At 40.9% G+C, this 26,981-nt stretch carries 24 protein-coding genes; 12 read left to right on the top strand and 12 right to left on the bottom strand.

The genetic code is table 11. The features are described 5' to 3' along the window. Positions 1-9: 9 nt before the first annotated feature. On the top strand, positions 10-1,104 hold the full coding sequence (locus WG905_RS18640) for an Ldh family oxidoreductase (RefSeq protein ID WP_339593276.1): 1,095 nt from the start codon (positions 10-12) through the stop codon (positions 1,102-1,104). Here the strand turns inward: WG905_RS18640 and lepB are convergent. The 5 genes from lepB to WG905_RS18615 form a co-directional block, all read right to left on the bottom strand. Further along, a complete protein-coding gene (gene lepB, locus WG905_RS18635; RefSeq protein ID WP_339593275.1) occupies positions 1,090-2,307 on the bottom strand; it encodes a signal peptidase I in 1,218 nt (405 codons plus the stop codon). The two genes, WG905_RS18640 and lepB, sit on opposite strands and share 15 nt — an antisense overlap. Positions 2,308-2,313: 6 nt before the next feature. After that, positions 2,314-3,057: a 4-hydroxy-tetrahydrodipicolinate reductase gene (gene dapB, locus WG905_RS18630; RefSeq protein WP_339593274.1), complete on the bottom strand. Its 744-nt coding sequence runs from the start codon at positions 3,055-3,057 to the stop codon at positions 2,314-2,316. Positions 3,058-3,169: 112 nt separating this feature from the next. Further along, positions 3,170-3,796 (bottom strand): DUF5683 domain-containing protein, encoded by a 627-nt coding sequence (locus tag WG905_RS18625; RefSeq protein WP_339593273.1) that lies wholly within the window; start codon positions 3,794-3,796, stop codon positions 3,170-3,172. Then, a complete protein-coding gene (locus tag WG905_RS18620; RefSeq protein ID WP_339593272.1) occupies positions 3,796-4,719 on the bottom strand; it encodes a ParB/RepB/Spo0J family partition protein in 924 nt (307 codons plus the stop codon). The genes WG905_RS18625 and WG905_RS18620 overlap by 1 nt, the downstream gene beginning before the upstream one ends. Before the next feature lie 10 nt (positions 4,720-4,729). Further along, positions 4,730-5,530 (bottom strand): ParA family protein, encoded by an 801-nt coding sequence (locus tag WG905_RS18615; RefSeq protein ID WP_339593271.1) that lies wholly within the window; start codon positions 5,528-5,530, stop codon positions 4,730-4,732. 181 nt (positions 5,531-5,711) lie between these two features. Here WG905_RS18615 and WG905_RS18610 point away from each other — a divergent pair, with 181 nt between their 5' ends. Continuing rightward, complete coding sequence (locus WG905_RS18610) at positions 5,712-6,233, top strand: NADPH-dependent FMN reductase (RefSeq protein ID WP_339593270.1); 522 nt, start codon at positions 5,712-5,714, stop codon at positions 6,231-6,233. On the opposite strand, the gene WG905_RS18605 is transcribed toward WG905_RS18610, so the two are convergent. Continuing rightward, positions 6,230-6,685, bottom strand: coding sequence for a hypothetical protein (locus tag WG905_RS18605; protein WP_339593269.1), 456 nt, complete (start codon positions 6,683-6,685; stop codon positions 6,230-6,232). The two genes, WG905_RS18610 and WG905_RS18605, sit on opposite strands and share 4 nt — an antisense overlap. A 92-nt stretch (positions 6,686-6,777) precedes the next feature. Here WG905_RS18605 and WG905_RS18600 point away from each other — a divergent pair, with 92 nt between their 5' ends. Next, complete coding sequence (locus WG905_RS18600) at positions 6,778-8,364, top strand: ABC transporter substrate-binding protein (protein WP_339593268.1); 1,587 nt, start codon at positions 6,778-6,780, stop codon at positions 8,362-8,364. A gap of 2 nt (positions 8,365-8,366) precedes the next feature. Here the strand turns inward: WG905_RS18600 and WG905_RS18595 are convergent, their stop codons facing one another. Both WG905_RS18595 and WG905_RS18590 read right to left on the bottom strand, forming a co-directional pair. Beyond that, positions 8,367-10,775 (bottom strand): TonB-dependent receptor domain-containing protein, encoded by a 2,409-nt coding sequence (locus tag WG905_RS18595; RefSeq protein ID WP_339593267.1) that lies wholly within the window; start codon positions 10,773-10,775, stop codon positions 8,367-8,369. Positions 10,776-10,966: 191 nt separating this feature from the next. After that, positions 10,967-12,190 (bottom strand): exo-beta-N-acetylmuramidase NamZ family protein, encoded by a 1,224-nt coding sequence (locus WG905_RS18590; protein ID WP_431844528.1) that lies wholly within the window; start codon positions 12,188-12,190, stop codon positions 10,967-10,969. Between the two features lie 735 nt (positions 12,191-12,925). Here WG905_RS18590 and WG905_RS18585 point away from each other — a divergent pair. Further along, on the top strand, positions 12,926-13,480 hold the full coding sequence (locus WG905_RS18585) for a HEAT-like fold family protein (protein ID WP_339593265.1): 555 nt from the start codon (positions 12,926-12,928) through the stop codon (positions 13,478-13,480). A gap of 248 nt (positions 13,481-13,728) precedes the next feature. Here WG905_RS18585 and leuS read toward each other — a convergent pair whose 3' ends face one another. From leuS to WG905_RS18570, 3 genes are all read right to left on the bottom strand, one after another. Continuing rightward, positions 13,729-16,536, bottom strand: coding sequence for a leucine--tRNA ligase (gene leuS, locus WG905_RS18580; protein WP_339593264.1), 2,808 nt, complete (start codon positions 16,534-16,536; stop codon positions 13,729-13,731). A gap of 66 nt (positions 16,537-16,602) precedes the next feature. Continuing rightward, positions 16,603-17,031 (bottom strand): hypothetical protein, encoded by a 429-nt coding sequence (locus tag WG905_RS18575; RefSeq protein ID WP_339593263.1) that lies wholly within the window; start codon positions 17,029-17,031, stop codon positions 16,603-16,605. A gap of 164 nt (positions 17,032-17,195) precedes the next feature. Next, a complete protein-coding gene (locus WG905_RS18570) occupies positions 17,196-18,449 on the bottom strand; it encodes a PAS domain S-box protein (RefSeq protein WP_339593262.1) in 1,254 nt (417 codons plus the stop codon). 270 nt (positions 18,450-18,719) lie between these two features. On the opposite strand from WG905_RS18570, the gene WG905_RS18565 reads away from it, so the two are divergent. The 8 genes from WG905_RS18565 to WG905_RS18530 all read left to right on the top strand — a co-directional run bounded on the left by WG905_RS18565 (position 18,720) and on the right by WG905_RS18530 (position 26,333). Beyond that, positions 18,720-19,250, top strand: a complete 531-nt coding sequence (locus WG905_RS18565; protein ID WP_339593261.1) for a hypothetical protein — start codon at positions 18,720-18,722, stop codon at positions 19,248-19,250. A 107-nt stretch (positions 19,251-19,357) separates the two neighbouring features. Then, on the top strand, positions 19,358-20,236 hold the full coding sequence (locus tag WG905_RS18560; protein ID WP_339593260.1) for a cell division protein FtsX: 879 nt from the start codon (positions 19,358-19,360) through the stop codon (positions 20,234-20,236). Next, positions 20,236-20,460 (top strand): DUF3098 domain-containing protein, encoded by a 225-nt coding sequence (locus WG905_RS18555; protein ID WP_339593259.1) that lies wholly within the window; start codon positions 20,236-20,238, stop codon positions 20,458-20,460. The genes WG905_RS18560 and WG905_RS18555 overlap by 1 nt, the downstream gene beginning before the upstream one ends. Positions 20,461-20,467: 7 nt before the next feature. Continuing rightward, positions 20,468-21,262, top strand: coding sequence for an undecaprenyl-diphosphate phosphatase (locus tag WG905_RS18550; protein WP_339593258.1), 795 nt, complete (start codon positions 20,468-20,470; stop codon positions 21,260-21,262). After that, positions 21,262-21,981, top strand: coding sequence for a tRNA pseudouridine(55) synthase TruB (gene truB, locus WG905_RS18545; protein ID WP_339593257.1), 720 nt, complete (start codon positions 21,262-21,264; stop codon positions 21,979-21,981). The genes WG905_RS18550 and truB overlap by 1 nt, the downstream gene beginning before the upstream one ends. Positions 21,982-21,996: 15 nt before the next feature. Next, positions 21,997-22,932 carry a bifunctional riboflavin kinase/FAD synthetase gene (locus tag WG905_RS18540; protein ID WP_339593256.1) on the top strand — a complete coding sequence of 312 codons (936 nt, stop codon included), beginning with the start codon at positions 21,997-21,999 and terminating at the stop codon, positions 22,930-22,932. Positions 22,933-23,017: 85 nt separating this feature from the next. Further along, complete coding sequence (locus WG905_RS18535; protein WP_339593255.1) at positions 23,018-25,252, top strand: monovalent cation:proton antiporter family protein; 2,235 nt, start codon at positions 23,018-23,020, stop codon at positions 25,250-25,252. Between the two features lie 43 nt (positions 25,253-25,295). Further along, entirely contained in the window at positions 25,296-26,333 is a 1,038-nt protein-coding gene (locus WG905_RS18530) for a DUF2157 domain-containing protein (RefSeq protein ID WP_339593254.1), read from the top strand. A gap of 15 nt (positions 26,334-26,348) precedes the next feature. On the opposite strand, the gene WG905_RS18525 is transcribed toward WG905_RS18530, so the two are convergent. Further along, complete coding sequence (locus tag WG905_RS18525; RefSeq protein ID WP_339593253.1) at positions 26,349-26,972, bottom strand: LysE family transporter; 624 nt, start codon at positions 26,970-26,972, stop codon at positions 26,349-26,351. Between the last annotated feature and the right edge of the window lie 9 nt (positions 26,973-26,981).

The raw sequence follows: 26,981 nt of genomic DNA, 5'->3' as shown, positions 1-26,981 counted from the left end.
TACCGATTTATGATTTTCCATACTTTTACTGAAGAGCGATTACGGACATTTACAGAACGTGTATTTTTAACGATGGGCTGCAATGAGGCAGATGCTTCTCTTGCTGCTGATGTATTGTTAAAATCAGATTTACGGGGCATTGATTCTCACGGTGTTGCCCGCTTAACTGGCTATGTTCGCCTTTGGGAGAAGAAACGCATCAATGCCACACCAGATATTAAAATAGTACACGAAACGGCCACTACGGCAACGGTAGATGGAGATCGTGGCCTTGGCCTTGTCGTTGCCCCTTTTGCCATGAAAATCGCAATAGAGAAAGCAAGAACCTATGGCAGCGGCTGGGTGGCTGTAAAAAACTCCAACCATTTTGGCATTGCCGGTTACCATGCCTTGATGGCTGTGGAACAAGACATGATTGGGATCAGCATGACTAATGCCAGTCCTTTGGTTGCCCCTACCTATTCCAGTGAGCGCTTGTTGGGTACCAACCCCATGTGCTACGCCTTTCCTGCGGGGAAATACCCTCCGGTAATTGTAGATATGGCCACAGCGGCTGCAGCAAACGGCAAACTTGAAATTGCGGAAAGAGCGAATGAATCCATCCCCGGCGGATGGGTGCAGGATAAAAACGGCGATCCTTCTACAGATCCCAAAGAGCTGAAAAAAGGTGGCTCCTTGTTGCCATTAGGGAGTGATAAAGACCATGGTAGTCACAAAGGATACGGCTTAGGTGCTACGGTTGACATCTTATCAGCTGTACTTTCCGGTGCAAATTATGGCCCTTGGGTACCTCCTTTTGTTGCTTTTTTAGATCCACCGACAGATCCTGTCGGCGATGGGATAGGACATTTTGTTGGCGCCATGCGTGTTGATGGTTTCCGTCCTAAAGAAGACTTCAAAAACCACCTGGATAACTGGATAGAAAGATTTAAAAACTCAGGCACTATTGATGCCGATAAAAAAGTCATCATCCCCGGAGAACCGGAATTTGCGTTTGAAATAGAACGCAAAAAAAACGGCATCCCTTTAATTGATGCCGTTGTTAATGACTTGAATGCCATTGCTGAGAAAATGAATATTGAAAAGCTTTTAGTTTATCCCTGATAATAACCTGTTCCATCTGATTTTACCCAGGAAGGAACCATTGGTATCGTAACTCATCCAGATAAATAAGGCTTTACCTACGATATGGTCCTCAGGCACAAATCCCCAATAGCGGGAATCCAAAGAATTATGCCTGTTATCACCCATCATCCAGTAATAATCCATTTTAAAAGTATACTGATTGGTTTTTACACCATTGATTAAAATATCATTCCCAACTTTTTCCAGCTTGTTACCTTCGTAAACACTAATACTTCTTTCGTACAGTGGCAAATTCAGGCTATCTAAAGTAACGGTCATTCCTTTTTTCGGAATGGTAATGGGACCAAAATTATCCACGTTCCAGTTTTTGTTAGCATCGTAAGGAAAAACAGCTAAATCCTGCTGTCCGGCGGGGATAGTGTTTTCCTTCACACTTTTCACAAAGTTAAGCTTACGCACTTCATTCATCATGGTTTCAGTACCCGTAAACTCGTAAGTGTTTTCCGCCAGTCCTGTAATTTCCTGCTGAAGGTTGAAGCCCATATCCTCAAAAATAGAGAAGTTAACATCCGCTGTATTAAATTCAACAGCATAAGAAATCTGACCAGTCTTGATCAGTTTTTCAGGTTTACCATTTACAGAAACCACGCCATTGCTCATACTCACTACATCGCCACCAATACCTATACAACGTTTAATGTAATTCTCACGCTTGTCAACAGGCCTGCTGGTAATGGTATACTGACTGTGTATACTTTCTCTGCCCAGGGTCCTTACCATGTGATAATAATCCTGATCCTGTTGTTCCAGTGCAACCGTATCACCATGGGGAAAGTTAAAAACTACAACATCATTTCTTTTAATATCAGATAAGCCAGGTAACCTTCTGTATTTCCATTGAATACCATCATAATAAGCTTTGGTACCTGTGATGGGCATGGTATGATGAGCAAAAGGAAAAGCCACAGGCGTCATCGGGATCCGTGCACCATAATTGACTTTACTCACAAAAAGGAAGTCCCCAACCAGCAAAGATCGCTCCATTGATCCTGTAGGAATGGTGTAAGCCTCGATGAAAAACACCCTGATAATAGTAGCAGCAACAACGGCAAAAATGATGGCATCTGCCCATTCTCTGCCTTTTGATTTCTTCTTTTTTGGATTTTCATCCGTAATTATTGGATTGGCATCCTCACTTTTTTGCCCGAACTTCCAGTTCATATATAGTTATTTGTTAAAATTAAAGATGTCCGAAATGTTATAAAAGCCTTGTTTGTGCTCCAGCCATTCAGCAGCTATCACAGCACCTAATGCAAAGCCCGCACGACTGTGTGCTGTATGTCTTAATTCAATATCATCCACTTCAGAGCTGTAAATTACCGTATGCGTTCCCGGAACATTTTCAACCCTTTGCGAAGTAATTAATAACTGGTCGGGCTTCAGCACCTCCTCAAAAGGAGTCCCTTCCACCTCATTGATCCATTCCGTTTTCCTGTCCATGTTCTCAATAATCCCCTCAGCGATGGTCATGGCTGTACCACTTGGCGAATCGAGTTTCTCGGTATGGTGTATCTCTTCTACCTGAACGTCATAAGCCGGATAGCCATTCATTAATTTGGCCATGACCTCGTTCACGTGAAAGAACAGGTTTACCCCAATGCTAAAGTTTGATCCATAAAGCAAGGTGTTGTTACGGCTCAGACAATCATTTTTTACCTGCTGCAGTTCGCCATACCAGCCAGTAGTACCTACAACCACAGGAATATTAGCCTCAAAGCAAGTATAAATATTACTTAAAGCAGCATCAGGCGCACTGAAATCGATCGCCACATCTGCCTTACGTAAGTTTGAAACTGTTAAATCTTCCAGGTTGTCGATATTTACTTTTAAGACTACCTCATGGCCTCTTTCTAAAGCAAAACGCTCTATAATCTGGCCCATTTTACCATATCCTAGTAAAGCTATTTTCATTGGATTTATGTTGTTTTTTATAGGTGATGAAGCTATCATGAGCTTATGTCTGTTGCTTTTGTAAGCTGCAAGCTTATGATGGTTTCATTGGGTTTATATTTTTATTAGCTTCTTACAACCTCAAGGTAATTTTCAGACCCGGAGCAATCGCATGATAACCGTACATGGGATGAGCACCTGCATTGAAGCTCGGTGAAAACTTTAACGAAAGGTCGTCCCCTACGTCAAAATGTTTCAGTCGCGCATCCACATAGGCTTCAATAATATTTACGGCATATAAAGCACCATAAGAAAATATGATCACCCATTTATTACGGGCAAAAGTGTCTTTCGCAATGGTTAAGCGGTCGGTAGTGTAAGGAGTCAGGTCACTTCCCGGAGGACTCTCATTGTTATGTTCCACACGGTATTGCAACTCTGTTAAATAACGCTTGTATTGCTTGTCATTGTCAATATAAGAAAGAGTCAGTAAGGTAGCACCGGTATAAATCGCAGCCACTTTAGCAATACGGTATACGGTAACCCCATTACCAATCTGCCCCATACCAGGAAGAATAGCAGAACGGATGGCCGCACGACGACCGGCAATTTTACCCGGATTAACATAAACGGGCTTCAGGGTATCAATTTTGGCCGTTTTTGCAGCTGCACTGTCTTTTTTCAAGTCAATTGGATCCTGTGCATTCGCCGAAAAAACAGCAAAAAACAAAATAACCGAAACCCATATAATTTTAGACATTACCAATCTAATAACTCTAATATCCTGTTTAAATCATCATCAGAAACAAAGGGAATCTCAATAGCACCCTTTCCATTCTGTCCGACTTTCAACTTCACTTTTGAAGCAAACCTGGAAGCCAGGTCTTTCTGCAATTTCTGGTATTCAAAGGGGGCAGCCACAGCTTGTTTGCCAGTTTTAGGCTTTAGCTGCATACTGTTCAGGCTACGTACCAGCTCTTCCACTTTCCTTACCGAAAGTCCTTTATCAATAATTTCCTGGTGCAGAAACAACTGTTTGTCAACACCTTCCACATTAATTAATGCACGGGCATGACCCATAGAAATCTTCTGGTCACGGATGGAAACTTGAATTACCGGAGGTAATTTTAGCAGGCGCAAATAATTCGTCACGGTACTGCGATTCTTACCTACCCTTTCGCCCAATTGCTCCTGTTTAAGGTTACATTCTTCCATCATGCGCTGAAAGCTCAACGCCACCTCGATCGCATTTAAATTCTCACGCTGGATATTCTCAATCAGCGCCATTTCCAGCATTTGCTGATCATTGGCACTTCTAACGTAGGCAGCAATTTCGGTTAGCCCGGCAAGCTTGGAAGCCCTTAAACGGCGTTCACCGGAAATTAATTGATATTTATTTGTAGCAATCTTTCTTACTGTAATCGGCTGTATCAAGCCCTGGGCCTTTATAGATTCTGTAAGTTCATTTAAAGCAACCTGATCAAATTCAGTCCGTGGTTGATAAGGATTGGTTTCAATTGCAGAAATGCTGATTTCGCCTATACTGTTCTCCTGGCGTGGTGCCTGTGAAGCTTCATGGCCTTGACGGTTCAGCGGGCTTTTTTGCTGATGAACTGTATCGTTGTCATCTAAAAGCGCACTTAATCCTTTACCTAAACCTGTTTTTCGCTGAAAAGATGTCATTAAGTTTTATTTATATAGCAGTTTTCAAATTCTCAACCTGACCAACCAATCCATTTTTACGGACTATTTCTCTGGCAAGGTTCAGGTAATTTATCGCACCTTTACAATTGGCATCGTGCATGATCACCGAAATACCGTAACTCGGTGCTTCACTTAAACGTGTATTCCGCTGGATAATCGTATCAAAAACCAGGTCCTGGAAATGTGTTCTTACTTCTTCCACTACCTGATTAGAAAGGCGCAGGCGCACATCATACATGGTCAGTAGAATACCTTCGATTTCCAGCTCAGGGTTTAGCCTGGTTTGTACAATCTTGATGGTATTCAACAATTTACCAAGTCCTTCCAAAGCGAAATATTCGCATTGAACCGGAATAATTACCGAATCCGCCGCTGTTAGGGCATTGATGGTAATCAGACCTAAAGATGGGGAACAGTCGATGATAATGAAATCATACTGGTCTTTAATTTTCTCCAGTACTGCCTTCATTTTATATTCCCTGCTGGTTAAGTTGATCATTTCGATCTCCGCACCAACCAGGTCAATATGTGCAGGCAATAAATCTAAATTCGGTGTATCTGTTTTCTGTATGGCCTCCGAAGGCTCTACATCATTGATGATACACTCATAAATACTGTTCTTTATATTTCGGGGATCGAAACCAATACCTGAAGTGGAGTTGGCCTGGGGATCTGCGTCAACTAATAGGGTTTTATACTCTAATACAGCTAAACTAGCGGCTAAATTAATTGATGAGGTAGTTTTACCTACGCCACCCTTTTGATTTGCCAGTGCAATAATTTTACTCATTTATCTTCTTAAAAATTATAAATATCTACCTGAGGCTTAATTATTATTGGGTTTATTACATCAAATAATGCTATTTTTGTATATTTCAGGCACTTTTTAATGATTAGCTAAGATACAAACTTATTGCCATATATGCAGTTAATGCAATAAGTGTTTTAAACATCTTATTAACACTTTTTTAATGATTACGATTATATCCGGCACTAACAGACCTCAAAGCAATACGCTCAAATTAGCAAAATATTATCAAAAATCTCTCTTAGAACGCGGACAGCAAACAAAACTTTTCAGCCTTGAAGATTTACCAGATAACCTGATCAAAACTGATTTATATGGCAAACGCAGTCAGGCTTTTCAACCGATCCAGGAAATGGTTAGCAGCACGGAAAAGTTTCTCTTTATCATTCCCGAATACAATGGCAGCTTTCCCGGCGTCTTAAAAACCTTCATTGATGCCTGTGACTTTCCAGATAGTTTTCACAATAAAAAAGCATGTCTGGTCGGCTTATCCTCCGGTAAATATGGTAACATCCGTGGCATCGATCATTTTGCCGGCATCTGCAGTTACCTGCATTTAAATGTGATGCCACTGCGTTTACACCTTTCCTCCATCAAACTGGAGATGAACGACAGTCATGATTTATTTAAGGAAGATACCCTAAAATATACGGCAGAGCAGATGGATAAATTTATAGAATTTTAAACACTGAAGCTCACCCAGGATTTGCCTTCATTGCCGAAAACAAAATAACCGGGATATAGAATTTCAGCAAGGTCTTCCAGCACTTCGATTAAATAAGCAGGATTGGTTAAATCACCCTGCAATGGCTCCAGTAAATATAATCGGTTGTATTCCGCTGCAGGCCATTCATGCTGAATTAAGGAAGGCATAAGGCCCATCAGGTTCAGCATACTGCTTCCCGGCTCCAGGTAAATCGCCACCTTCGCCTGGATTGGATCATCCTGCAATTCTGCACCTGCAATGACCAGCAACTCATCCAACTCGTGGTTCACCTGGTTATCTGCATTCAGCACCACCACAGGAACCTTATCCATAAATTTTATCTTATGTCTTACAATATCAACCCGATCCTGAAGTTGTTCCTTCAAAAAATCATCTCCAACAGTATTTATAACGGCATTTAAAAAAGACATAGCGATTTATTTTATTACTTTGGTGCAAAATTAGTATTCCTGAACAGATGCACCGTATGATTAAAAATATTTTTTGGATTCTATCTTTGTTAATGATTGTTTCGTGTACCAACAGCGACTCGAACAGCGACAAAAAGGTTTTTAACTTTAACATCGACCAGGGCCTTACTTCCATGGATCCGGCTTTTGCCAGGAACCAGAATGCCATCTGGATGATTAACCAGATATTCAATGGTTTAGTGCAGGTAGACACCGGACTGAACACCATTCCTTCTATTGCCAAAACATGGCAGATTTCTGCCGACGGACTCGTTTACACCTTCAACCTGCGTGATGATGTTTATTTCCACGACCACCCTCAATTCGCGGGCGGAAAAGGCAGAAAAGTAATTGCAGATGACTTTGTATACAGCTTTAACCGGCTTATCGACCCTAAAGTAGGCTCTTCAGGAGGCTGGATCTTTAGTGATAAAGTGAAAGATGCCACGAGTTTCAGTGCTTTAAACGACAGCACCTTCCAGATCACTCTGGTAAAACCTTTCCCTGCTTTTATGAGCCTGCTTACGGCGCAATATTGTTCAGTGGTTCCTAAAGAAGTCGTGCAGCACTATGGCAAAGATTTCCGCAGTAACCCCGTAGGCACAGGACCTTTTAAATTTAAATACTGGAAGGAAGACGAGATTTTGGTGCTGCTTAAAAATGAAAAATACTGGGAGAAAGAAGGCAACACCCCACTACCCTATTTAGATGCAGTTAAAGTTACTTTTATCAACGATAAACAGAGTGCTTTCATGAACTTCATTAAAAAAGAACTTGACTTTTTTGATAAGGTTGATGGCAGTTACCGTGATGATATTTTAACGAAGAGCGGTAAAATGACCAGCAAGTACAAGGGCGAATTTCAAATCAGGAAAGGCCCTTACCTGTGTACCGAATACCTGGGTATATTAGTGGATACCAATAAAACGATTGTTAAAAACTCCCCGTTACGGAACAAGAAAGTACGACAGGCCATTAATTATGCGATCGACAAGAAGAAGCTGATTAAATACCTGCGCAACAGTATCGGATCTCCGGCTACTTCAGGTTTTGTGCCTGCCGGAATGCCTGGTTTTGACAGCACCGCCGTTAAAGGTTATGTTTACAATCCTAAAAAAGCCGCAGCGTTATTAGCTGAGGCTGGTTATCCCGATGGTAAAGGCATGCCTTTAGTGACCTTAAGTGCATCCACCACTTCCCGCGACCTCATTGAATTTATACAGGGCGAGTTAAGTGAAATCGGTATAAAGGTGAAGGTAGAAGTTAATCCCGCAGCCAGCCTGCGTGATATGATGTCAAAAAATGAGGTAACTTTCTTCAGGGGATCCTGGATTGCAGATTATCCCGATGCAGAAAATTACCTCAGTGTATTTTATTCTAAAAACCGTGTGCCTTTCGGACCAAATTACACGGGCTATTTTAATGATGATTTCGACAGGTTATTTGAGCAAAGCTATTATGAAGAAGATGCTCAAAAACGCTTTGCCTTATATCACCAGATGGATAACATGATTCTGGAACATGCTTCCATTGTGCCTATTTATTACGATCAGTCGGTGGTTATGCTTCAGAACAACATCTCGGGTTACCCCATGAATCCATTGAACCTGATGATCCTGAAGAGCGTAAAGAAATCATAACCTTATTGCCCTGTTCCGGCGCCGATGCCACCTTGTTGTTCACCTTGTTTCTGATCATCATTATTGATCTTCCTTTTCTTTGGCGTCGGGTTAAAGTTCATGCTTCCGAAACTGTAGCTAAAGTTTACACCAAACGAGCGTATCGGATAGTAAATATTGGTGCTCTGTAAGAATGAGGCAGATTGATTAACAGATTCTATATGCAGGTCCCTGGAGAAAATATTGAACACATTTAATCCTACAGTTCCTTTTTTCTTCAGGATTTCCTTTTTCACTGCACCGCCATAGAAAGCCATAGCGCCAGATTTACCCTGGAAAGTATACCTTGGGCCATTGAAAACACTAAATATTTCCGTATTCCATCCGCCTTTAACTGAAAGTGCCGAGCGCATAAAAGCACTGTAATTCCATTTCACACCTGTCGTCAAGCCAGTGGTTAAAGACTCCACTTCATAGGAATTGACGTTAAAATTCCCCATTAAAGTCCATTTTGGTTTAGGGCTATAAGATGCAAAAGCACTGGCACCATAAGATTTCCTTGTGCCAACGTTGAAATAGGAAGTTAGCTTTTGGGCTGGCGTAAACACGTTTTCGATCACATCACTTGTATTTCTGTAGAAAACCGATGCATTGATCACCGAACCTTTGATATAGGTTGAATAACCCAGCTCCATGTTATCGCTTAACTCCGGACTTAAACCAGGGTTCCCTTGTGTTTGATTTTCCGGGTCATTTTGATTCAGGAAAGGATTTAAATAGTATAAACTTGGACGGGACATCCTTCTGTTATAGCTCAGTTTCAAGGTTGAATTTCCTTTCAAAGTCTGAGAGATGATCGCACTTGGAAACAGGTTAAAATAATCATTGTCAAAGTTCAGCACTGAACCCGCCTGTCCGGCAATTTTGGTATATTCTGCACGCAGCCCACCTTTTAACGTTGTTTTCTTGGCCAGTTGAAAACTGATTACCCCATAGGCAGCGCCTACATTCTGGTCATAATCAAAATTTTGATCAGTATCCTGGTATTTGCTCTGAATATTTCTAAATATACCTTTTAAGCCTGTTTCCAGAACGGTTGTTTTACTAAAGGGATAAGTGTAATCCGATTGAACGGTATATTCATTGTTTTTACCTGTATTGTCACCGTTAATGTTGATATCACCATTCGGCATGCGGTCAATGGTGTTAAATTGATTTTCATTTCTTCCAAAAGAAGCTTGTGCGAGCAAAGCAAATTCCTCACCTTCTTTTTTGGTTGTTTTTCTGTAGTCGGCACTCCAGTCCATGTTTTTAAATACCATCGAATTATCTGAAAACCTGGAGAAATCGATGCTATTAGCCGCAGGATTGATATTGGAAACTCCCACAGAACCATTAGATCCATTTTCAAACCTGTTGAACTTGATATTGGTAGACAAGCTATTGTAATTATTGATATCATAATCCAAACCTGCGCTACCATTGTAGCCCCAGCGCTTTGCTTTTGTAAACCCATTCTGCAAAATGCTGTTGTTTGTGATGTAGTTATCGTTAAATAATACCACATTGGTTTCCTGAGGAATGGCATATTGTGTTCCCACATTACTGGTAAATCCCAGACGGCCCTTTTTTGCATTCAGGCTCACATTACCATTATTCTGCCGGGTACCTACAGAAGTATTTACCGAACCACTTACACCCTGGGCGGTTTTCTTCTTAGTGATGATGTTGATGATTCCACCAGAACCTTCTGCATCATATTTTGCGGAAGGACTTGTAATCACCTCTACCGTTTTTATTTCCTCAGCAGGGATCATTTTCAGCGCGTCGGCTACACTGTTGGCCATTGTGCCGGATGGCTTGCCATTGATCAATACTTTAACCGCAGACCCGCGTAAAGTCACATTGCCATCGATGTCTACAGAAAGCAGTGGTACTTTTCGCATTACATCACCTGCAGTACCACCAGCAAGGGTAACATCCTGGTCAGCATTATACACCATTCTGTCGATTTTATTCTCCACCATGGCTTTCTGACCAGAGATTTCCACCTCCTTTAAATTACTTGCAGTAGGCGTCAGCAAAATTGTACCTACGTTATTGTCGGGGCGTTCCGGGGTAGTTTTAACCGAAATTGACTTCGTTACATAACCCATAAAACCGATCGACAATTTATACTGATCAGGTGCAATATTCTGGATCACCACTTTTCCTTTATCATCCGTTAACCCACCGTTAACAGACTTGTTATCTTTAACTTTGATTAAAGAAACGGTTGCATAATCAACGGGTTTATTGGTTACCGAATCGATAATGATGGCAGTTATTCTACCTGTAACGGTAACTTTTGATGCGCCTCCGGCCGTGGGAAGCTGTGCTTTAGCACTTGAAATACCAATTAAGCCTATAAATAATGGTAAAAGTCTTTTCATATAATTAGCGTGTTTCCTCATTAGTCTACCGAATGTAGATTTTGTTACACGGCAATTAAACAGATTTTAACAAGCTATTCACCATCAGCGATATAATCACGACTATGGGCCTTATTAGTAGGTCAGTATACCTTAAAAGCGCTATTCAGGAAAATTATTGTGAATAAAAATTAAGATTTTGCAACGTAAAATTAAGGATACAATAAATATTGAACCCTCATTTTTTTATACTCGCTCAATCCCGGCTCCCATGTTTTCCTGATTTCCTCTTCAGTCAAGCCAGCGATAAGCTGCTGCTCAAAAAGGTCATTTCCAATTAGCCTTTCAATTCTGCCCATTGCTTTACTTTGTGTGGAGTCAAAAAACTTTGCCTTATCGGGATAAGCATTATAAAGGTCAATCATCCACTGCAGATTAATACGTTTTGAAGCATGTAAGGCCTTGAGGTCTTGAGTACTCAAGTCCAGCCCATAACACACTTTATCTTTATGCAAAGGCAATTCTGACATTCCCTGGATGCTTACCGGCTTAAATGAAAACTCGTATTTTCCTTTAAGTTCAGGTGCGCCAAGTACAGAAAAGGGCATATAAGTTCCCCGACCCTGACTAATGATTGTCCCTTCGAACAAACACAGGGAAGGGTAAAGGATAACCGATGCCTGTGAATTTAGGTTTGGAGATGGACTTACCGGCAATTCGTAATAAAGGTCATGTGAATAGTTCTTCACAGGAATCACCTTAATTTTACATTGCATTTTATTGGGAAGCCACCCTTGTCCGTTGATCATTTTTGCAAACTCCCCCATGGTCATGCCATGGGTGGCCGGAATTGGAAACATACCAATGCCAGATTTGAATTTCATATCCAGAACAGGGCCATCAACAAAAGCATTTGGATTTGGGCGGTCCAGGATAATCAGTTCTTTTCTGTTTTCTGCGCATGCTTCCATTACATCAGCTAGCGTATTGATATTCGTATAAAAGCGGCAACCCACATCCTGAACATCAAAGATCATGACATCTATCGCATCCATCTGTGCTTTGGTTGGCTTTTTCTTTTTGCCATATAATGAAATAATGGGGATACCGGTTGTTGGATCGACCTCATCGCCTACTTTTGCGCCATTACTGGCATTTGCGCGGAAACCATGTTCAGGACCAAAAATATATTTGATATTGACGCCTAAACTCCGCAGCGAATCTACGCTTAGTTTATTCCCAATGATTGAGGTTTGGTTGACCAACATTCCCACTTTTTTTCCTTTCAATAAAGGGAGGTAAGCTTCTACCTGATCAGCTCCTGTAATAACAGTTTTATCAACCGACGTTTTATGTTGTTGCGTTTTGCCTGGTTGAACTGCGAAAAACGGAGAAAACAAAAACAAAACAAGTGTGATGCATAGCTTGGGGATCATAACAGTCATATGATTATGGAGCTTTTAGGACAACAGATTAAGTTAATTAAATACTAATCTAATCATAAAATTGAAATAATTTTTCTTGATATGATCCTTAATTTCTTAACTTCAACCGTCACCAAAAAAAAATAATCGAACAGCGTATCCTAATCAACTAATTATGCTCTTAACATTTTTAAACCTCGGTATTACTGAGATCCTTATCATTTCAATAATATTATTACTGATTATAGCCGTGGGTAATTATGGTAAAAATACAGCATTGGGATATTGGGGATCAGTCTTGCTGTCAATTTTGAGCAGCCCTATTATAGCGTTTATCATCATATCGATTCTTAAAGTAAGGAAGTCATGAACTACTGAGTGATGTAACTATCCTATTTATATACACTGGTATATTCGAACAGAAAGCAAAAACCCGCGAATAAATTAAGACCTACTTAAGGTTTGCGAATAGTTGAAGTCAAAGGTGCACAATGACAATTCCACACTGGTCCACTATCGCTTTAGGAAGTAAAACTCCAACAGAATTACCTATTTTTCTTACCTTAACTCTCAAATATAAAGGTTTTTATTTTTTGGTGATGAAGCGATCAAAGGCTCTATTAATCGTTTCATACTCATAAAGTTATAATTAAGTTATAATTAAGTTATAATTAAGTTATAACAAAAACAATAAATTTGCCATATATAGTTCTAGGAATCATATCTTTCCACACTGCATCTATCCACATGAACAACTTCGAGGATTTATTAAAAGGCGGTAGTTTGCGTTCTCTCGGTCGGAGTAACCAGGTTGTTGAACTGATCGACAGTCAGGAGCAATTTGATGATTTATTCAGGTATCTGTTTCATCCAGACCGAACCGTGGTCATGAGAGCCGGGGATGTCATAGAAAAGGTCACCTTGAAACACCCGGAATATTTAAAATCACATGCAAAGGAACTCCTGGATTTATCCCGTAAAACGACTTTTATAGAATTGAAATGGCATTTAGCACAACTTTTAACGAGGCTTACCTTCTCAGAGGAGGAATTTGTAGCCGTATGGGATCTATTAACCAGCTGGGCATTGGATAAACAGGAAAGTAGAATTGTAAGGGTTAACGCTTTGCAGGGGCTTTTCGATTTACTGCCTCATCATCAGGATTTAATACAGGATTTCAACCTGACCATAGCGGAGATGGAGACGGAGCCTATTCCTTCTTTAAAGGCAAGAATCAGAATACTTAAATCAAAGCTTTCAAAAAAGATGTCACCTAATGAGCGTAAAGGACACGGTGTATAGCCACAGCCGGACGCCACATTCATGGAAAAGTTAACATTCAGAGGGCGTTGCCAGGGGGTTGGCAGGGCCTTGGTAGGGCCTTACCAGGGCTAAATACCCTATCAGCGCCCTACCAAAGCCCAATCAACCCTTTAGAAAAGCTTTGGATATCGTAAGTTTAAATTAACGAAACCACAAAAAAAAGGGCGGCGATATCAAATTTGACATCGCCGCCCTTTTTAATAAGACCATAAAAATGATGGATTACATTAAACCACCACGTTCACAATTCTTCCTTTTACCACAATAACCTTTTTAGGCGTTTTACCATCCAGGTATTTCTGTACCTGCTCATTGGCTAAAACAGTGGCTTCAATTTCTGCAGCTTCCATACCAGCGCTGATACTTAAGTTAAGCCTGGTTTTTCCGTTTACAGAAATCGGATAACTAAACTCATCTTCCAGCAAGAATGCCGGGTTAAATTGAGGATACGGTGTATACGATAAACTGCCTGCTTCATGGCCCAATAATGTCCACAGCTCTTCACAAATATGTGGCGCATAAGGTGACAGGACAACCGTAAGGTCAGATAAAATACCTTTATTGTTACATTTCAAGTCTGTAAGTTCATTCACAGCGATCATAAAGCTGGATACTGAGGTGTTGAAAGAGAAACGTTCCACATCATCCTGTACCTTTTTGATGATTTTGTGTAAAGCTTTCAATTCTGCTTTTGAGGGCTCAGCATCTACAACCGTAAACTGCCATTGTTCATTATGGAACAAACGCCAGAATTTACGAAGGAATTTGAATACTCCCTCGATGCCGTTGGTGTTCCATGGTTTGCTTTGTTCCAGCGGACCTAAGAACATCTCGTACATACGCAAGGTATCAGCACCATAATTAGCGATGAGTACATCAGGATTTACGACATTGAATTTGGACTTAGACATTTTTTCTACTTCCACACCGCAGATGTATTTTCCATTCTCCAGAATAAATTCTGCATTTTGGAATTCTGGTCTGAACAATTTAAACTTCTCTATGTTCAGGATCTCATTTTCTACAATATTGACGTCAACATGTAAAGCACTGGTTTTGTACTGGTTCTTTAAGCCATAAGATACCAGGGTATCCGTACCCCTGCCATCTTCATCAACCACACGATAAACAAAATTACTTCTGCCCTGTATCATGCCCTGGTTAATGAGTTTCTTGAATGGCTCTTCTTCCTGTACATGGCCAAGATCTTTTAAAAACTTGTTCCAGAAACGGCTGTACAATAAATGGCCTGTGGCATGCTCTGCACCACCGATGTATAAATCCACATCTTTCCAGTAACTGATTGCTTCCTTACTGGCAAAGGCATGTTTATTTTGGGCATCCATATAGCGGTACCAGTACCAGCTTGAACCTGCCCAACCCGGCATCGTGCTGAGTTCATATTCATAATGTTGCTCGTAACTCCAGTTGTCAGCCCTGCCCAATGGCGGCTCACCGGTTTCTGTAGGCAGGTATTTATCAATCTCAGGAAGCAATAACGGTAATTCTTCTTCCTTGATCAGGTAAGGCAATCCGTTTTTAAAGTAAACAGGAATCGGCTCTCCCCAATAGCGCTGGCGGCCAAAGATGGCATCACGCATGCGGTAATTGATTTTTGCCTTCCCTACTTTTTGTTCTTCCAGCCAGGCATTCAAGGTGTCGATGGCTTCATTATACTTCATGCCATTGATGAAACCAGAATTCACATATTTACCTTCCTTGGTAGGGTCAGCCTGGGTATCAAGGTCCAGCTGACTGTCGAGTATCTGTACAATAGGCAGCTTATAATAGGTAGCAAAATTCCAGTCGCGCTGATCGCCACTTGGCACACCCATTACTGCTCCAGTGCCATATCCTGCTAAAACATAATCAGCGATCCAAAGCGGCAACCTTTCGCCACTAACAGGGTTGATTACATAACTGCCAGTAAAAGCACCGGAAACTGTTTTTGTATCCGCCATGCGGTCCAGTTCAGACTTCTTACGGGTTTGTGCAATATAGGTTAATACCTCATCCTGCTGGGCTAGGGTAGTTAAAGAAGCCACCAACTCATGTTCGGGGGCTAATACCAAATAAGAAACACCAAATATAGTATCCACACGCGTGGTGAATACTTCTATGTAATCAGTAGCTAAAGCCGCCGTAACCGGCGTTTGTTCGATTTTAAACCTCACACTGGCACCAATGCTTTTGCCAATCCAGTTGCGCTGCATTTCCTTAACAGGCTCTGGCCAGTCGATGGTATCCAGGCCCTGTAGTAAACGCTCTGCATAGGCTGAAATACGCATGCTCCACTGCATCATTTTCTTTTGCTCAACGGGATGCCCGCCACGCTCAGAATAACCATCCTTTACCTCATCATTGGCTAACACGGTACCCAAAGCCGGGCACCAATTAACGGTACTTTCTTTTAAATAAGTAAGGCGATATTTAAGTAATTCTTCCTGTCTGGCTTCAAAAGACATGGTTGCCCAGTCGCTGGGTAAAAACGTAGCCACATCATCATCACAAACAGCTTTCACGCTTGCGCTGCCATCACTGCCAAAACTTTCTACAAGGGTGGTGATGTCTTCTGCCTGATCTGTTTCCAGGTTATACCAGGAATTAAAAAGCTGCATAAAGATCCACTGTGTCCATTTATAGTATTCTGGATCACTGGTGCGCACCTCACGCGACCAATCGAAAGAAAAACCGATCTGGTCAAGTTGTCTGCGGTAAGTGTTGATATTTGTTTCTGTGGTAATGGCGGGATGCTGCCCGGTCTGTATGGCATATTGCTCTGCCGGCAAGCCAAAAGAGTCATAGCCCATGGGGTGCAGCACGTTAAAACCTTTTAATCGTTTGTACCTTGAGAATATATCTGAAGCGATATAACCCAGGGGGTGGCCTACGTGTAAGCCAGCACCCGAGGGATAAGGGAACATGTCTAATATATAAAATTTAGGCTTTTCTTTATTCTTTTCTGCCTTAAAGGTTTGGTTTTTAGCCCAAAACTCCTGCCACTTCTTCTCTATTTCTTTAAATTGGTAATCCATTATAGCTATCCTTAATGTACCGCGAAATTAAGGAAATAATTCACCAATCGGCAATCCGTTTAATTCCTAACGTTGCAGGTAATAAGTTTCAGTCACTTTTGGATTAGATTGATCTACTGTACCGGTAAACTGAAAGGCAGTCTCGGTCAGGTTATCCGTATCACAATACAACAGTTTGTTGGATAGGCTAATGTTAAAACTCTGGCCAAATAATACCACATAATTACCGATTACGCGGTTTCCCGAGCCAAGATTGATTTCAAGTTCGTCATTCTCGTTGTTTTTGAAATCCATATAATCTGCAGTAGTATAGTCGACCGTTCTTGTCGAGGTAACGGTGGTGCCATTTGCAGCATAGGTTTTCGTTTCAATTTTGTTGATCTGCCATCTGCCGGCGATTTTTGACCTCAATGAGTCCGTATCTTCTTTCTTACAGGACGAGATAAATACAACGGTCAATAAAAGAGCTGCTACTGTAAATAATTTTGTTTTCATAAAAAGGTGTTGTTTTGTTAAATAGAACTTGAGTCATTTTAACGGGAAACAATCAAAAATATTACAATAAAAAAGGCATATTGTGTAGGAAAAAGCATATTTACACAGAGCAATTAATTACCTCGACAATTCCAAGCGCTGCAATTAACTTTTTAACTTACCAATCAAGTATTTTTTTTGCGCTCTACCAACACTGTTCCAATTTCTTTTGTTAAATCATCCAGTTCTTTGGAACAAACAGCAATATGGCGGTGTATTTCTTTGAGCTCCTCCAGCTTTGTAACATCTTTACTTAACTCTACTAAACTCAATATAGAAGCAACAGGCTTTCTGAAAGCATGTGAATTTGTCCAGGCCAGCTTTTTAAGGACCAAAGTTTGCTGCCTAATTTTGTCCTCACTGGCCTTTCTTTCGCTAATTACATTTTGCACAGCTATGTAACGGACAATCTCATTGTCGTCGTTATATATAGCAGAAATGGAAACTTCTACCCAATACTCCGCACCCGTTTTAGTATAGTTTAACACTTCAAATACATAGAACTGTTCCTGTTTTAAGGCTTCCTGTATTTTGTCCAGCGTTTGAAGATCAGTATCGGGTCCATGAAGAAAATCAATCGAATGGCCAACTACTTCCTCCAAACTGTAGCCGGTGAATTTAATAAAAGCCTGGTTTACCCATGTCACCTTATAGGAGGCATCAACAATGACGACCAGGTTATATATTCTTTCTACAACTTCAGCCATCCTTTGTTTTTCTTCAAGGGAGCGCTCCATGAGTAAAATGTTCGTTTCCAGCTCTTCCTTAAGTTCCTTTTCGGTGGAGTACATGAGCTTCAGGAGCCTATCCTGTTCAAGTTGGTTGGTCACGTCCTGGGCCATATCCACGACAGAATCCCTATTGTCAAAAATGATCTGATGAGAGTGAATAAGTGCAATGATGTCATCGCCATTTTTCTTCTGGTGCTGAAAATAGCCGGAATAATTGCGCTCATCCAGGGCCACATGAGTGCCGGAATTTATCAATTGATCTTTTCCTTTACTGATATCCAGAATACTCATCTTTTTGAATTCTTCCCTGGAATAGCCATAATTTTGGATAGCGGCCTCATTTACCTCCAGGAAGTTCAGGTTTACGCTGTCATAAATCCACATCGGGAGGGGATTTGAGTGGAATAAATCCCTGTATTGTTTTTCGGAAGTTAAAAGTTCCTGCTGCTGCTTTTTTAGGGCCATATATAAAAGCGCCGCAGTAACACCAACAAATAATACGCCTTTTAAAACCTCCAGCACTTCTCGTTCAGCACCTGTCACCGCCATCAGGCTATCCACCACGCTTACACCAAGTAATATCCAGCAGAGACTGAAAATTAAATAGAGCATAACGATCCGGATAGGTTTAACCAGTTTTACTTTCATCTCTCCATTTTAAAATTTCTATACAAAAGTATTCAAAATTGATAGTTTAACCCGTCTTTTCTCCAGGTTGTTTAAAGATCGTGACTTGTCTTACTGGTTTTACTCATGACGATCCATCCCAAAAGGAACAATTCAATCACAGCTTCCCTGAACTAAAGGATAATGATTTTTCATCGTTTACCTGATTTAGTATCTTATCGCTAGATAAATTTAGGCTAAAGTTCATATAATTATCAAAACGTCTGGATAGAAATAAATTTACCCTTATCTTTGGCCAGAATCAAGCCAACAATTACCGCGCTAATGACCAGCTTTAAAAACACGATATACCTTGCGTTATTTTTCGCCATTGCAATGAGTTTTTTCAATGCGGTATACTTTGACATCCGCTATGCCTTGTTATCATTTCCGCTATCATTCCTGGTTTTCGGCCTGCCTATTTATTTATTTTCAAGACCAAAAGCAACCAGCATTATGCAGGAAATAGACATTATTGGGCAACCGATCATATATTCGGGTCCGGCAACTCGCTATGTAAACAGCATAGGAATTGGTGGAACACTATACCTTACCCCAGATAAAATTGAATTTCTTTCTCATGTACTACCTGCTCAAGACCACAGGCAAGTACTGATGATCAACCAGATCAGCACGGTTAAAAGCTGTAAAATACTGGGTGTTGTGCCTCATGCGCTGCTGATTACTACAGATAGCGGCGAGCTGGAAAAATTTGCCGTTAGTAACAACAGGTACTGGAAGGAAGAAATCGAGAGTTTATTAAAACAACTGGATATAAACTAATTCACTAAAAGTTTCGTTGTACTTTTGAGATTAAAGCAGCTTAAAGGCAAGTAATTTATTTTAGTTGCTTTTATTTTTTTATTTTCGCAAAACATAAATACAAATACATGGAAGAATTTGAAGTTAGCGATGCTTCTAAGAAGACGAAGACCATTTATATATCCACCATCTTTAGTGTTACTTTAGTTCTATTAATGCTGGGCATGCTGGGTTTAATTTTGGTTCACGCCAAAAATCTTTCCAACTACGTAAAGGAGAATATAGTACTCAACATTATTGTAGATGAAAGCGCAAAGGAAGCTGAGATACTGCAATTTCAAAAGGAGCTCAATGCTAATGTTGCCATTAAGAACTCACAATACGTTAATAAAGAAATTGCTGCTAAAAACTTAACACAGGATCTTGGAGAAGACTTTGTAGATTTTCTTGGCTACAACCCTTTATTATCAACAATTGACGTTTACTTAAAGGCGGATTATGCAAATAACGAAAGTATTGAAACTTTAAAAGCACAAATCAGTAAAAAGCCTGTGGTTAAAGAAGTGATTTACCAGAGTTCTTTAATTGATATGGTAAACCAGAATATCAATGCCATCGGTTTGATTATTTTAACCTTCGCAGTGATTTTACTGGTTATTTCTATTGCACTGATCAATAACACCATCAAACTTGCCATTTACTCACAGCGGTTTTTAATTAAAAGCATGCAGCTTGTTGGTGCTACGAAGGGTTTTATCCGCAAGCCTTTTATTTTAATGGCTGCTTTACATGGGTTAATCGCTGCAATCATTGCCGTTATTAGTTTGCTGGGCATATTGTATTATGCACAGAAACAAATTCCTGAAATTGTGATCCTGAGAAACTATACAGAGTTCGGTATCGTGCTCTTGTTTTTGTTAGGTGTCGGCATTTTCATTACAGCAATAAGTACTGCCATGGCAGTAAACAGATATTTACGTTTAAAAATTTACGATCTTTATAGATAATGACAGAGAAAAAAACTGTACCTGTAAGTCAGGAAAGAAAAAGCGAACTGGTCTTTACAAAGAAAAATTACCAATTGCTCTTGATCAGCATTGCTATTGTAGTTGTGGGATTTGTATTGATGATTGGGGAAACTGATATCTATGATTTCAGAAAAACATTATTGGCACCGATGGTGGTACTCTTTGGGTTTGGATTTGGTGTTTACGCTATTTTAAAGAAGTAGGCGTTTCATGAATTATCTCCAAGCTTTAATCCTTGCTATAATAGAGGGGTTAACAGAATTTCTTCCCGTTTCATCCACTGGTCACATGGTTATTGCCAGTTCTTTGATGGGCATAGGTAAAGATGAATTTGTAAAGTTATTTGAAGTAGCCATACAGTTAGGTGCGATACTTGCCGTAGTGGTATTATACTGGAAAAAGTTTTTTGATTTCTCCAAGTGGCAGTTTTACATCAAGCTGGTTATCGCGGTGATTCCGGCCTTGTTCTTTGGTTATTTATTAAACGATTTTATTGACAATACCCTTGGTGACCCTATTTTTATTGCTGTTGTTTTATTGTTAGGCGGAATCGTATTGCTGTTTATAGACAAGTTTTTCAATAATCCTACCATACATCATGAAAAGGAGATCAGTAATTTAACAGCTTTTAAAATCGGCTGTTTCCAGGTGCTGGCTGTTGCCTTACCGGGCTTAAGCAGAAGTGCCGCCACCATTATAGGGGGTATGCAGCAGAAGCTAACCAGGCAGGCCGCTGCAGAGTTCTCCTTCTTTCTGGCTGTACCCACCATGTGTGCAGCTACAGGTTATAAACTCCTGCAAGGCGCTCATTTGCTGAATGAAGAAAATATAAAATTATTGCTTTTTGGTAACGTAGCGGCTTTTATCGTAGCTATTATTGCCATTAAATCATTTATAGGATTTTTGTCAAAACACGGTTTCCGTGTATTTGGCTGGTATAGAATAATTATTGGTGTGGTTATTTTGGCATTATATTTTGCTGATGTACCACTTACCGTTGGATAATGAGAGATAGAGAATTTAATTTTGTTGAAGGTGAGCTTTTGTTGATCAACAAGCCTTATAAATGGACTAGCTTTGATGTGGTGGGTAAGATTAGGAATTCTCTGAAACCACTTAAAATTAAGGTAGGTCATGCAGGTACGCTCGACCCACTGGCCACGGGCCTTTTAATTATATGTACCGGAAAGCTAACCAAGCAGATTGACACTTTCCAGGCGCAGGAAAAAGAATACACAGGAACCATGATTTTGGGGGCTACTACCCCATCTTTTGATATGGAAACCGTGATCGACCAGGAATACCCGCTGGTAGACCTGAGCGAAGAAAAGATTTATGCGGCTACAGCTCCTTTTACCGGTGAAATCCAGCAGTATCCTCCTGCACATTCAGCTGTTAAAGTAAATGGGGAGCGCTTATATGTAAAGGCCAGAAGAGGTGAAGAAACTGAATTGCGCCTGCGTTTTGTTTCAGTCCCGGTTTTTGAAATTACCCGGATTGATTTACCTGAAGTGGATTTCAGAATTGTTTGCAGCAAGGGAACTTATATCAGGTCCCTGATTTCAGATTTCGGCAAGGAACTAAATAATGGTGCCTATTTATCTAAACTAACCAGAACACGAAGCGGTGATTTTCGAATTGAAGATGCACTGGAGGTTGCCGATTTAGTCTCTTATTTGAAAAACAAAAAAGAAGAACTAGCGCAAACTGCTCCGGTTCTCTAAGTTAATTTTAAGATCTTGAAAATATATCATCACCTTTCCGAATTCAATAAATTAGACAATGCAGTGGTAACCATTGGAACTTTTGACGGGGTTCATTTCGGGCATCAAAAGATTGTTAAACGCTTATGTGAACTGGCCAAAACTACTGGTGGCGAAAGTGTGATCTTAACTTTTTTTCCTCATCCCAGGCTAATTCTGGATCCTGAGAACCAGGATTTAAAGATGATCAATACCATTAATCAAAAAGCAGAGATCCTCGCTGGCCTTGGTGTCGACCACCTGATCATCACTCCCTTTACCAGGGATTTCTCAAACTTAAGTGCAAAAGAATACATTGAAGGAGTTTTGGTGAATGCCCTGGGCACAAAGTATATCATTGTGGGTTATGATCACCGTTTTGGGAAGGACCGAAAAGGTGGTTTGCCTGAACTGGAGGAATATTCAAAATTGTATGGTTACCAAATTGAATTAATTCAGGAGCAGGACGTCAATGATGTAGCCGTGAGCTCCACAAAAATACGTCATGCTTTGCTTAAAGGCGATGTTGCATTGGCAGCAGAATACCTGGGCTATCATTTCTCTGTGGAGGGCCGGGTAGTTAAAGGGGATAAAATTGGCCGTACCATCGGCTACCCTACCGCAAACATTTTTGTAGAAGAAACTTACAAGCTTATTCCTTCTGATGGAATTTATGCCGTTACGGTCACAATGGCTCAGGAAACTTATAAAGGGATGGCCTATATAGGACAGCGTCCAACCATCAATGGGATGACACGGAATATTGAAGTGAATATTTTTGACTTCAACGAAGAAATTTACGGCCAGACGATTAAAATGACCTTCCTCGAGTTCCTAAGGCATGATGTAAAGTTTACAGGACTGGAGGCTTTGAAAGATCAGCTGCAGAAAGATAAGGAAAATACCCTCGATTACTTCAGAAACCTAGGCTAGAATACGGGCTTTTTTGTATATTTATCACGATGAGGTATAGTTAAATGCTATATAAATTCCTCTTCCACAAGATTATTTAAAGCAAATGGTACATATACCCGTTCTTATAACTGATTTAGGACTTATCCTTGCAGCTGCAGGAATTTTTACGCTGTTATTCAAGAAAATCAAGCAGCCAATCGTACTTGGCTATATATTGGCGGGCCTGCTCGTAGGTCCTCACGTCAATTTTATTCCAACGGTTACCGATCACCAAAGCATCACCATCTGGGCAGAAATTGGTGTTATCTTCTTGCTTTTTAGCTTAGGACTTGAATTCAGTTTTAAAAAACTCGTTAAAGTCGGGGGCTCTTCTTCTATTGCAGCTGGCTGCGAGGTCATATTCATGAGTATTATCGGCTTTTTTGCGGGAAAGCTGATGGGTTGGTCGAATATGGATAGCATCTTCCTGGGGGGTATACTTTCAGTTTCCTCCACCACGATTATCATCAAGGCCTTTGACGAACTGGGCCTGAAGCATAAAAAGTTTGCAGGACTGGTGTTCGGCGTACTCATCGTCGAAGATCTGGTAGCCATCTTGTTATTGGTACTCCTTTCTACCCTTGCAGTAAGTCAGCAGTTTGCAGGTACTGAAATGTTGATTTCTATTGTAAAATTAGCTTTCTTTCTCGTGCTCTGGTTTATCGGCGGTATATTTTTAATACCAACCTTCCTTAAAGCTACGCGGAAACTGATGAATGACGAAACGATGCTCATCGTATCTCTGGCTTTGTGTTTAATAATGGTTTTACTGGCCGTAAAGGTCGGTTTTTCGGCAGCGTTGGGGGCATTTATCATGGGCTCCATTTTGGCAGAAACCACCCAGGCAGAACGGATTGAACACCTGACCAAATCTGTTAAAGACCTCTTTGCAGCTATCTTCTTCGTTTCTGTGGGGATGATGATCGATCCTAGTGTATTGGTTGAATATGCCGGCCCGATCATCCTCATCACCATCGCTACCATATTCGGTAAATTCTTAAGCACGGGTTTAGGTGCACTCCTCTCTGGCCAGTCTTTAAAAACTTCTGTACAAGTGGGCTTAAGCCTTTCGCAAATAGGCGAATTCTCTTTTATCATTGCCACACTTGGCGTATCGCTAAAAGTAACCAGCGACTTTCTATATCCGATTGCTGTGGCTGTATCAGCGATCACCACTTTTACCACCCCCTACCTGATCAAAAATTCTGAATCATTCTCCAATTTCATCGAACGCAACCTGCCTAAGAAATGGGTGGATGGCATTAACAGGTATGGCACCAGTACCGCAGGAATTACAACCTTAAGTGACTGGAAGGTGTTTCTTAGGGCTTATACTTTTAACCTCATCATTCACTCGGTGATCTTGATTGCTCTTGTATTTTTAGGATCAAGGTTTTTACAGCCTTTTATTGAAGAAAACCTGATCAATGGCAACAGAGGGACCCTCATTAGTTTACTGTTGACTTTAAGTATCATGATGCCCTTTTTGTGGGCCCTGGCCATCAGACGGCTGGAAAAAAAAGCTTACAGTAACTTATGGCTTAATAAAAAATATACCCGTGGCCCGCTGGTCGCGTTAGAAAGTGTGCGCATCGGTCTGGCCATATTTTTTGTGGGCTTCCTGATCTTCCAGTTTACCAATACGCTAGTGTCACTGGCTATTGCAATCGTGCTGATCCTGTCGGTGTTGGTTATTTTTTCCCGCAGGCTTCAGGCATTCTATAACAGACTTGAGCATCGTTTTCTTTATAACCTTAATGCCCGGGAAGCAGAAAAGGCACAGCCGCAGATTTTACCCTGGGACACGCACCTTGCAGAGTTAACCGTTGCACCGGAATCTAAACTGATCGGACAATCATTGGTAGACCTTTCTATCAGAGAGAAGTTTGGTGTAAACATCGCCATGATTGAGCGTGGAAAAATCAGAATCCCTACACCAGGCAGGGATGAAAGGCTTTACCCTTATGATAAAATTTTAGTGATCGGTACCGACGAACAGTTGGCCGCGGTGGAGGACCTGTTCACAGGATCAGCCGAGGATCTTGAAGAATCAAATTTCCCCAAAAATGAAATGACACTCCAAAAGATAGTGATCAATAGCAAATCGCCGGTTTATGGCAACAGTATCCGCAACTCCGGGATACGGGAAATGACGCAGGGGCTGGTGGTTGGAATTGAACGCAAAGGAGAAAGGATATTAAATCCTGACTCTGATTTTGTTTTTGAAAATGAAGATATCGTCTGGATCGTAGGAAATACAAAGAAAATTCCGGAATTGCTGAAGAAAGTTCCCTCCTGAACACAGCTGACTTACCGTAGATCCAACCTCAATTTATAAACTGATGAAATTAGACCAGGAAAAAAGTGATTTTTTAGATGAAATGCTTAACCAATGGCAGGAGCAACACTTGCTAACGGAAGAACAGGTAAAAAAATTACAGGAAAGTTATGAAGCGAAAAGCTTTGACTGGCGCCGCTTAGCTCAATATTCTTTCTGGATTGCCATGGCTTGTGGCGTAATTTCCCTTGGTGCTTTACTGGTAGACAAGGATATCTTGATTTACCTGGAGAAAATATATGATACCCCCGACAGCCTGATCAGCTTGTTCTCCGCCATTGCTGCCGGTGTATTGTATTACACTGGCTTTAAAAGGAACAAGACGCACCAGATGCAGGTGTTTAGCAATGATGCCATTATATTTACCGCCGTGATGCTAACTGCTAATGCGATTGCTTATTTAGGCAAATCAATAGGCACAAAGGATGCTCACTTTTCACTGCTTATTTTAGCTTCTGTAGTCATCTACGGCATTTTAGCGTTTGTCTTTAAGTCACGATTGATCTGGGCCTTTGTTATTCTTTCCCTGGGCGTGTGGTTCGGCACAGAAACCGGTTACCTGTCCCGGTGGAACTGGTACTTCGTGGGCCTTAACTATCCGCTGCGCTTTGTGTTTTTCGGACTGGCACTCACCGCAATTGCCTTGCTTTTTAAGAACAAACCAAAGTTCAGCCTCTTTTATGGCACCACTTATATTGGCGGGATGGTTTATCTCTTTATCTCGCTCTGGCTGATTTCCATATTTGGTAACTACGGCACCATCGAAGAGTGGTATGGTGTAAAACAAACCAGCTTGTTTTACTGGGCATTGATTTCTGCCGGAGCTTGTGTGGCCAGCATTTTAGTGGGGTTGAAATACCGCGATGAAGTTGCCCGTGAGTTTGGAATTACCTTCCTCTTTTTGAATCTCTATACCCGTTACTTTGAATATTTTTGGGACAGCTGGCATAAGGCCTTATTCTTTTGCGTATTAGCGGCTTCATTCTGGATCATCGGTAAAAGGGCTGAAAAAATCTGGAACCTGGAGTTCTTAAAAAAATAGCCCGGCTTTAACCCGTTAGCCCCTGATAAAGTGTACATAAACCACCTTACAAATATGATAGGCTGATAAGGCGAAAAATAAGATGGCAATACTTTTATTGATGATATAGCTGCTTAAGGCAAACTTCTCCTTGATGTAACAGGCAAAACGTGCAAACCCATATAAAGCAAGTGCTGCACCAATGCCAGAACCTATGCTGAATATAGTGAGGGACAGGTAACCAATATCTATCCATTCATGCGATATCAGGTAAGTGCCCACAAAAAGCCAATAGGGTACCTGCATGGGGTTTAAGGCTCCCAGCAGCATGCCGTATTTGATACTGTCTGTATGGGAATAATCTTTCCGGGGCATTGCCTTACGGGATTTCCAGGTAACGGTGCCCAGAACCAGGAATAAAAATATCATCACCACATCAATGATATTATCCAGCTCTATGGTGAGTGCTAGCCATTGTACAAAACGCATCATCACCAGGGTAAAAAGGATTTCCACAAAGCCGAAAGCAACGATAAAGGAAAGTGCTTGTTTCAGGCCCCTGTTGATGGTGATCTGCACAACGGTGAGGTTAATATTACCCGGCGGAATGTAGCCTACTGCATTCAACAGGAGCCCCAATACGAAAGTTAAAAAAAGCATGCGCGAAGA

This window comes from Pedobacter immunditicola, from assembly GCF_037482985.1.
GTDB lineage: Bacteria > Bacteroidota > Bacteroidia > Sphingobacteriales > Sphingobacteriaceae > Pedobacter > Pedobacter immunditicola.
Note: the sequence above shows the minus strand (reverse complement) of the source record. Positions and strands in the feature narration are given on the sequence as shown.

Bases quoted from the DNA above. Each gene is read 5' to 3' on its own strand.
- WG905_RS18640 (WP_339593276.1), top strand. From the start codon at position 10: ATGATTTTCCATACTTTTACTGAAGAGCGATTACGGACATTTACAGAA.
- lepB (WP_339593275.1), bottom strand. From the start codon at position 2,307: ATGAACTGGAAGTTCGGGCAAAAAAGTGAGGATGCCAATCCAATAATT.
- dapB (WP_339593274.1), bottom strand. From the start codon at position 3,057: ATGAAAATAGCTTTACTAGGATATGGTAAAATGGGCCAGATTATAGAG.
- WG905_RS18625 (WP_339593273.1), bottom strand. From the start codon at position 3,796: ATGTCTAAAATTATATGGGTTTCGGTTATTTTGTTTTTTGCTGTTTTT.
- WG905_RS18620 (WP_339593272.1), bottom strand. From the start codon at position 4,719: ATGACATCTTTTCAGCGAAAAACAGGTTTAGGTAAAGGATTAAGTGCG.
- WG905_RS18615 (WP_339593271.1), bottom strand. From the start codon at position 5,530: ATGAGTAAAATTATTGCACTGGCAAATCAAAAGGGTGGCGTAGGTAAA.
- WG905_RS18610 (WP_339593270.1), top strand. From the start codon at position 5,712: ATGATTACGATTATATCCGGCACTAACAGACCTCAAAGCAATACGCTC.
- WG905_RS18605 (WP_339593269.1), bottom strand. From the start codon at position 6,685: ATGTCTTTTTTAAATGCCGTTATAAATACTGTTGGAGATGATTTTTTG.
- WG905_RS18600 (WP_339593268.1), top strand. From the start codon at position 6,778: ATGATTGTTTCGTGTACCAACAGCGACTCGAACAGCGACAAAAAGGTT.
- WG905_RS18595 (WP_339593267.1), bottom strand. From the start codon at position 10,775: ATGAAAAGACTTTTACCATTATTTATAGGCTTAATTGGTATTTCAAGT.
- WG905_RS18590 (WP_431844528.1), bottom strand. From the start codon at position 12,190: ATGATCCCCAAGCTATGCATCACACTTGTTTTGTTTTTGTTTTCTCCG.
- WG905_RS18585 (WP_339593265.1), top strand. From the start codon at position 12,926: ATGAACAACTTCGAGGATTTATTAAAAGGCGGTAGTTTGCGTTCTCTC.
- leuS (WP_339593264.1), bottom strand. From the start codon at position 16,536: ATGGATTACCAATTTAAAGAAATAGAGAAGAAGTGGCAGGAGTTTTGG.
- WG905_RS18575 (WP_339593263.1), bottom strand. From the start codon at position 17,031: ATGAAAACAAAATTATTTACAGTAGCAGCTCTTTTATTGACCGTTGTA.
- WG905_RS18570 (WP_339593262.1), bottom strand. From the start codon at position 18,449: ATGAAAGTAAAACTGGTTAAACCTATCCGGATCGTTATGCTCTATTTA.
- WG905_RS18560 (WP_339593260.1), top strand. From the start codon at position 19,358: ATGGAAGAATTTGAAGTTAGCGATGCTTCTAAGAAGACGAAGACCATT.
- WG905_RS18555 (WP_339593259.1), top strand. From the start codon at position 20,236: ATGACAGAGAAAAAAACTGTACCTGTAAGTCAGGAAAGAAAAAGCGAA.
- WG905_RS18550 (WP_339593258.1), top strand. From the start codon at position 20,468: ATGAATTATCTCCAAGCTTTAATCCTTGCTATAATAGAGGGGTTAACA.
- truB (WP_339593257.1), top strand. From the start codon at position 21,262: ATGAGAGATAGAGAATTTAATTTTGTTGAAGGTGAGCTTTTGTTGATC.
- WG905_RS18535 (WP_339593255.1), top strand. From the start codon at position 23,018: ATGGTACATATACCCGTTCTTATAACTGATTTAGGACTTATCCTTGCA.
- WG905_RS18530 (WP_339593254.1), top strand. From the start codon at position 25,296: ATGAAATTAGACCAGGAAAAAAGTGATTTTTTAGATGAAATGCTTAAC.
- WG905_RS18525 (WP_339593253.1), bottom strand. From the start codon at position 26,972: ATGCTTTTTTTAACTTTCGTATTGGGGCTCCTGTTGAATGCAGTAGGC.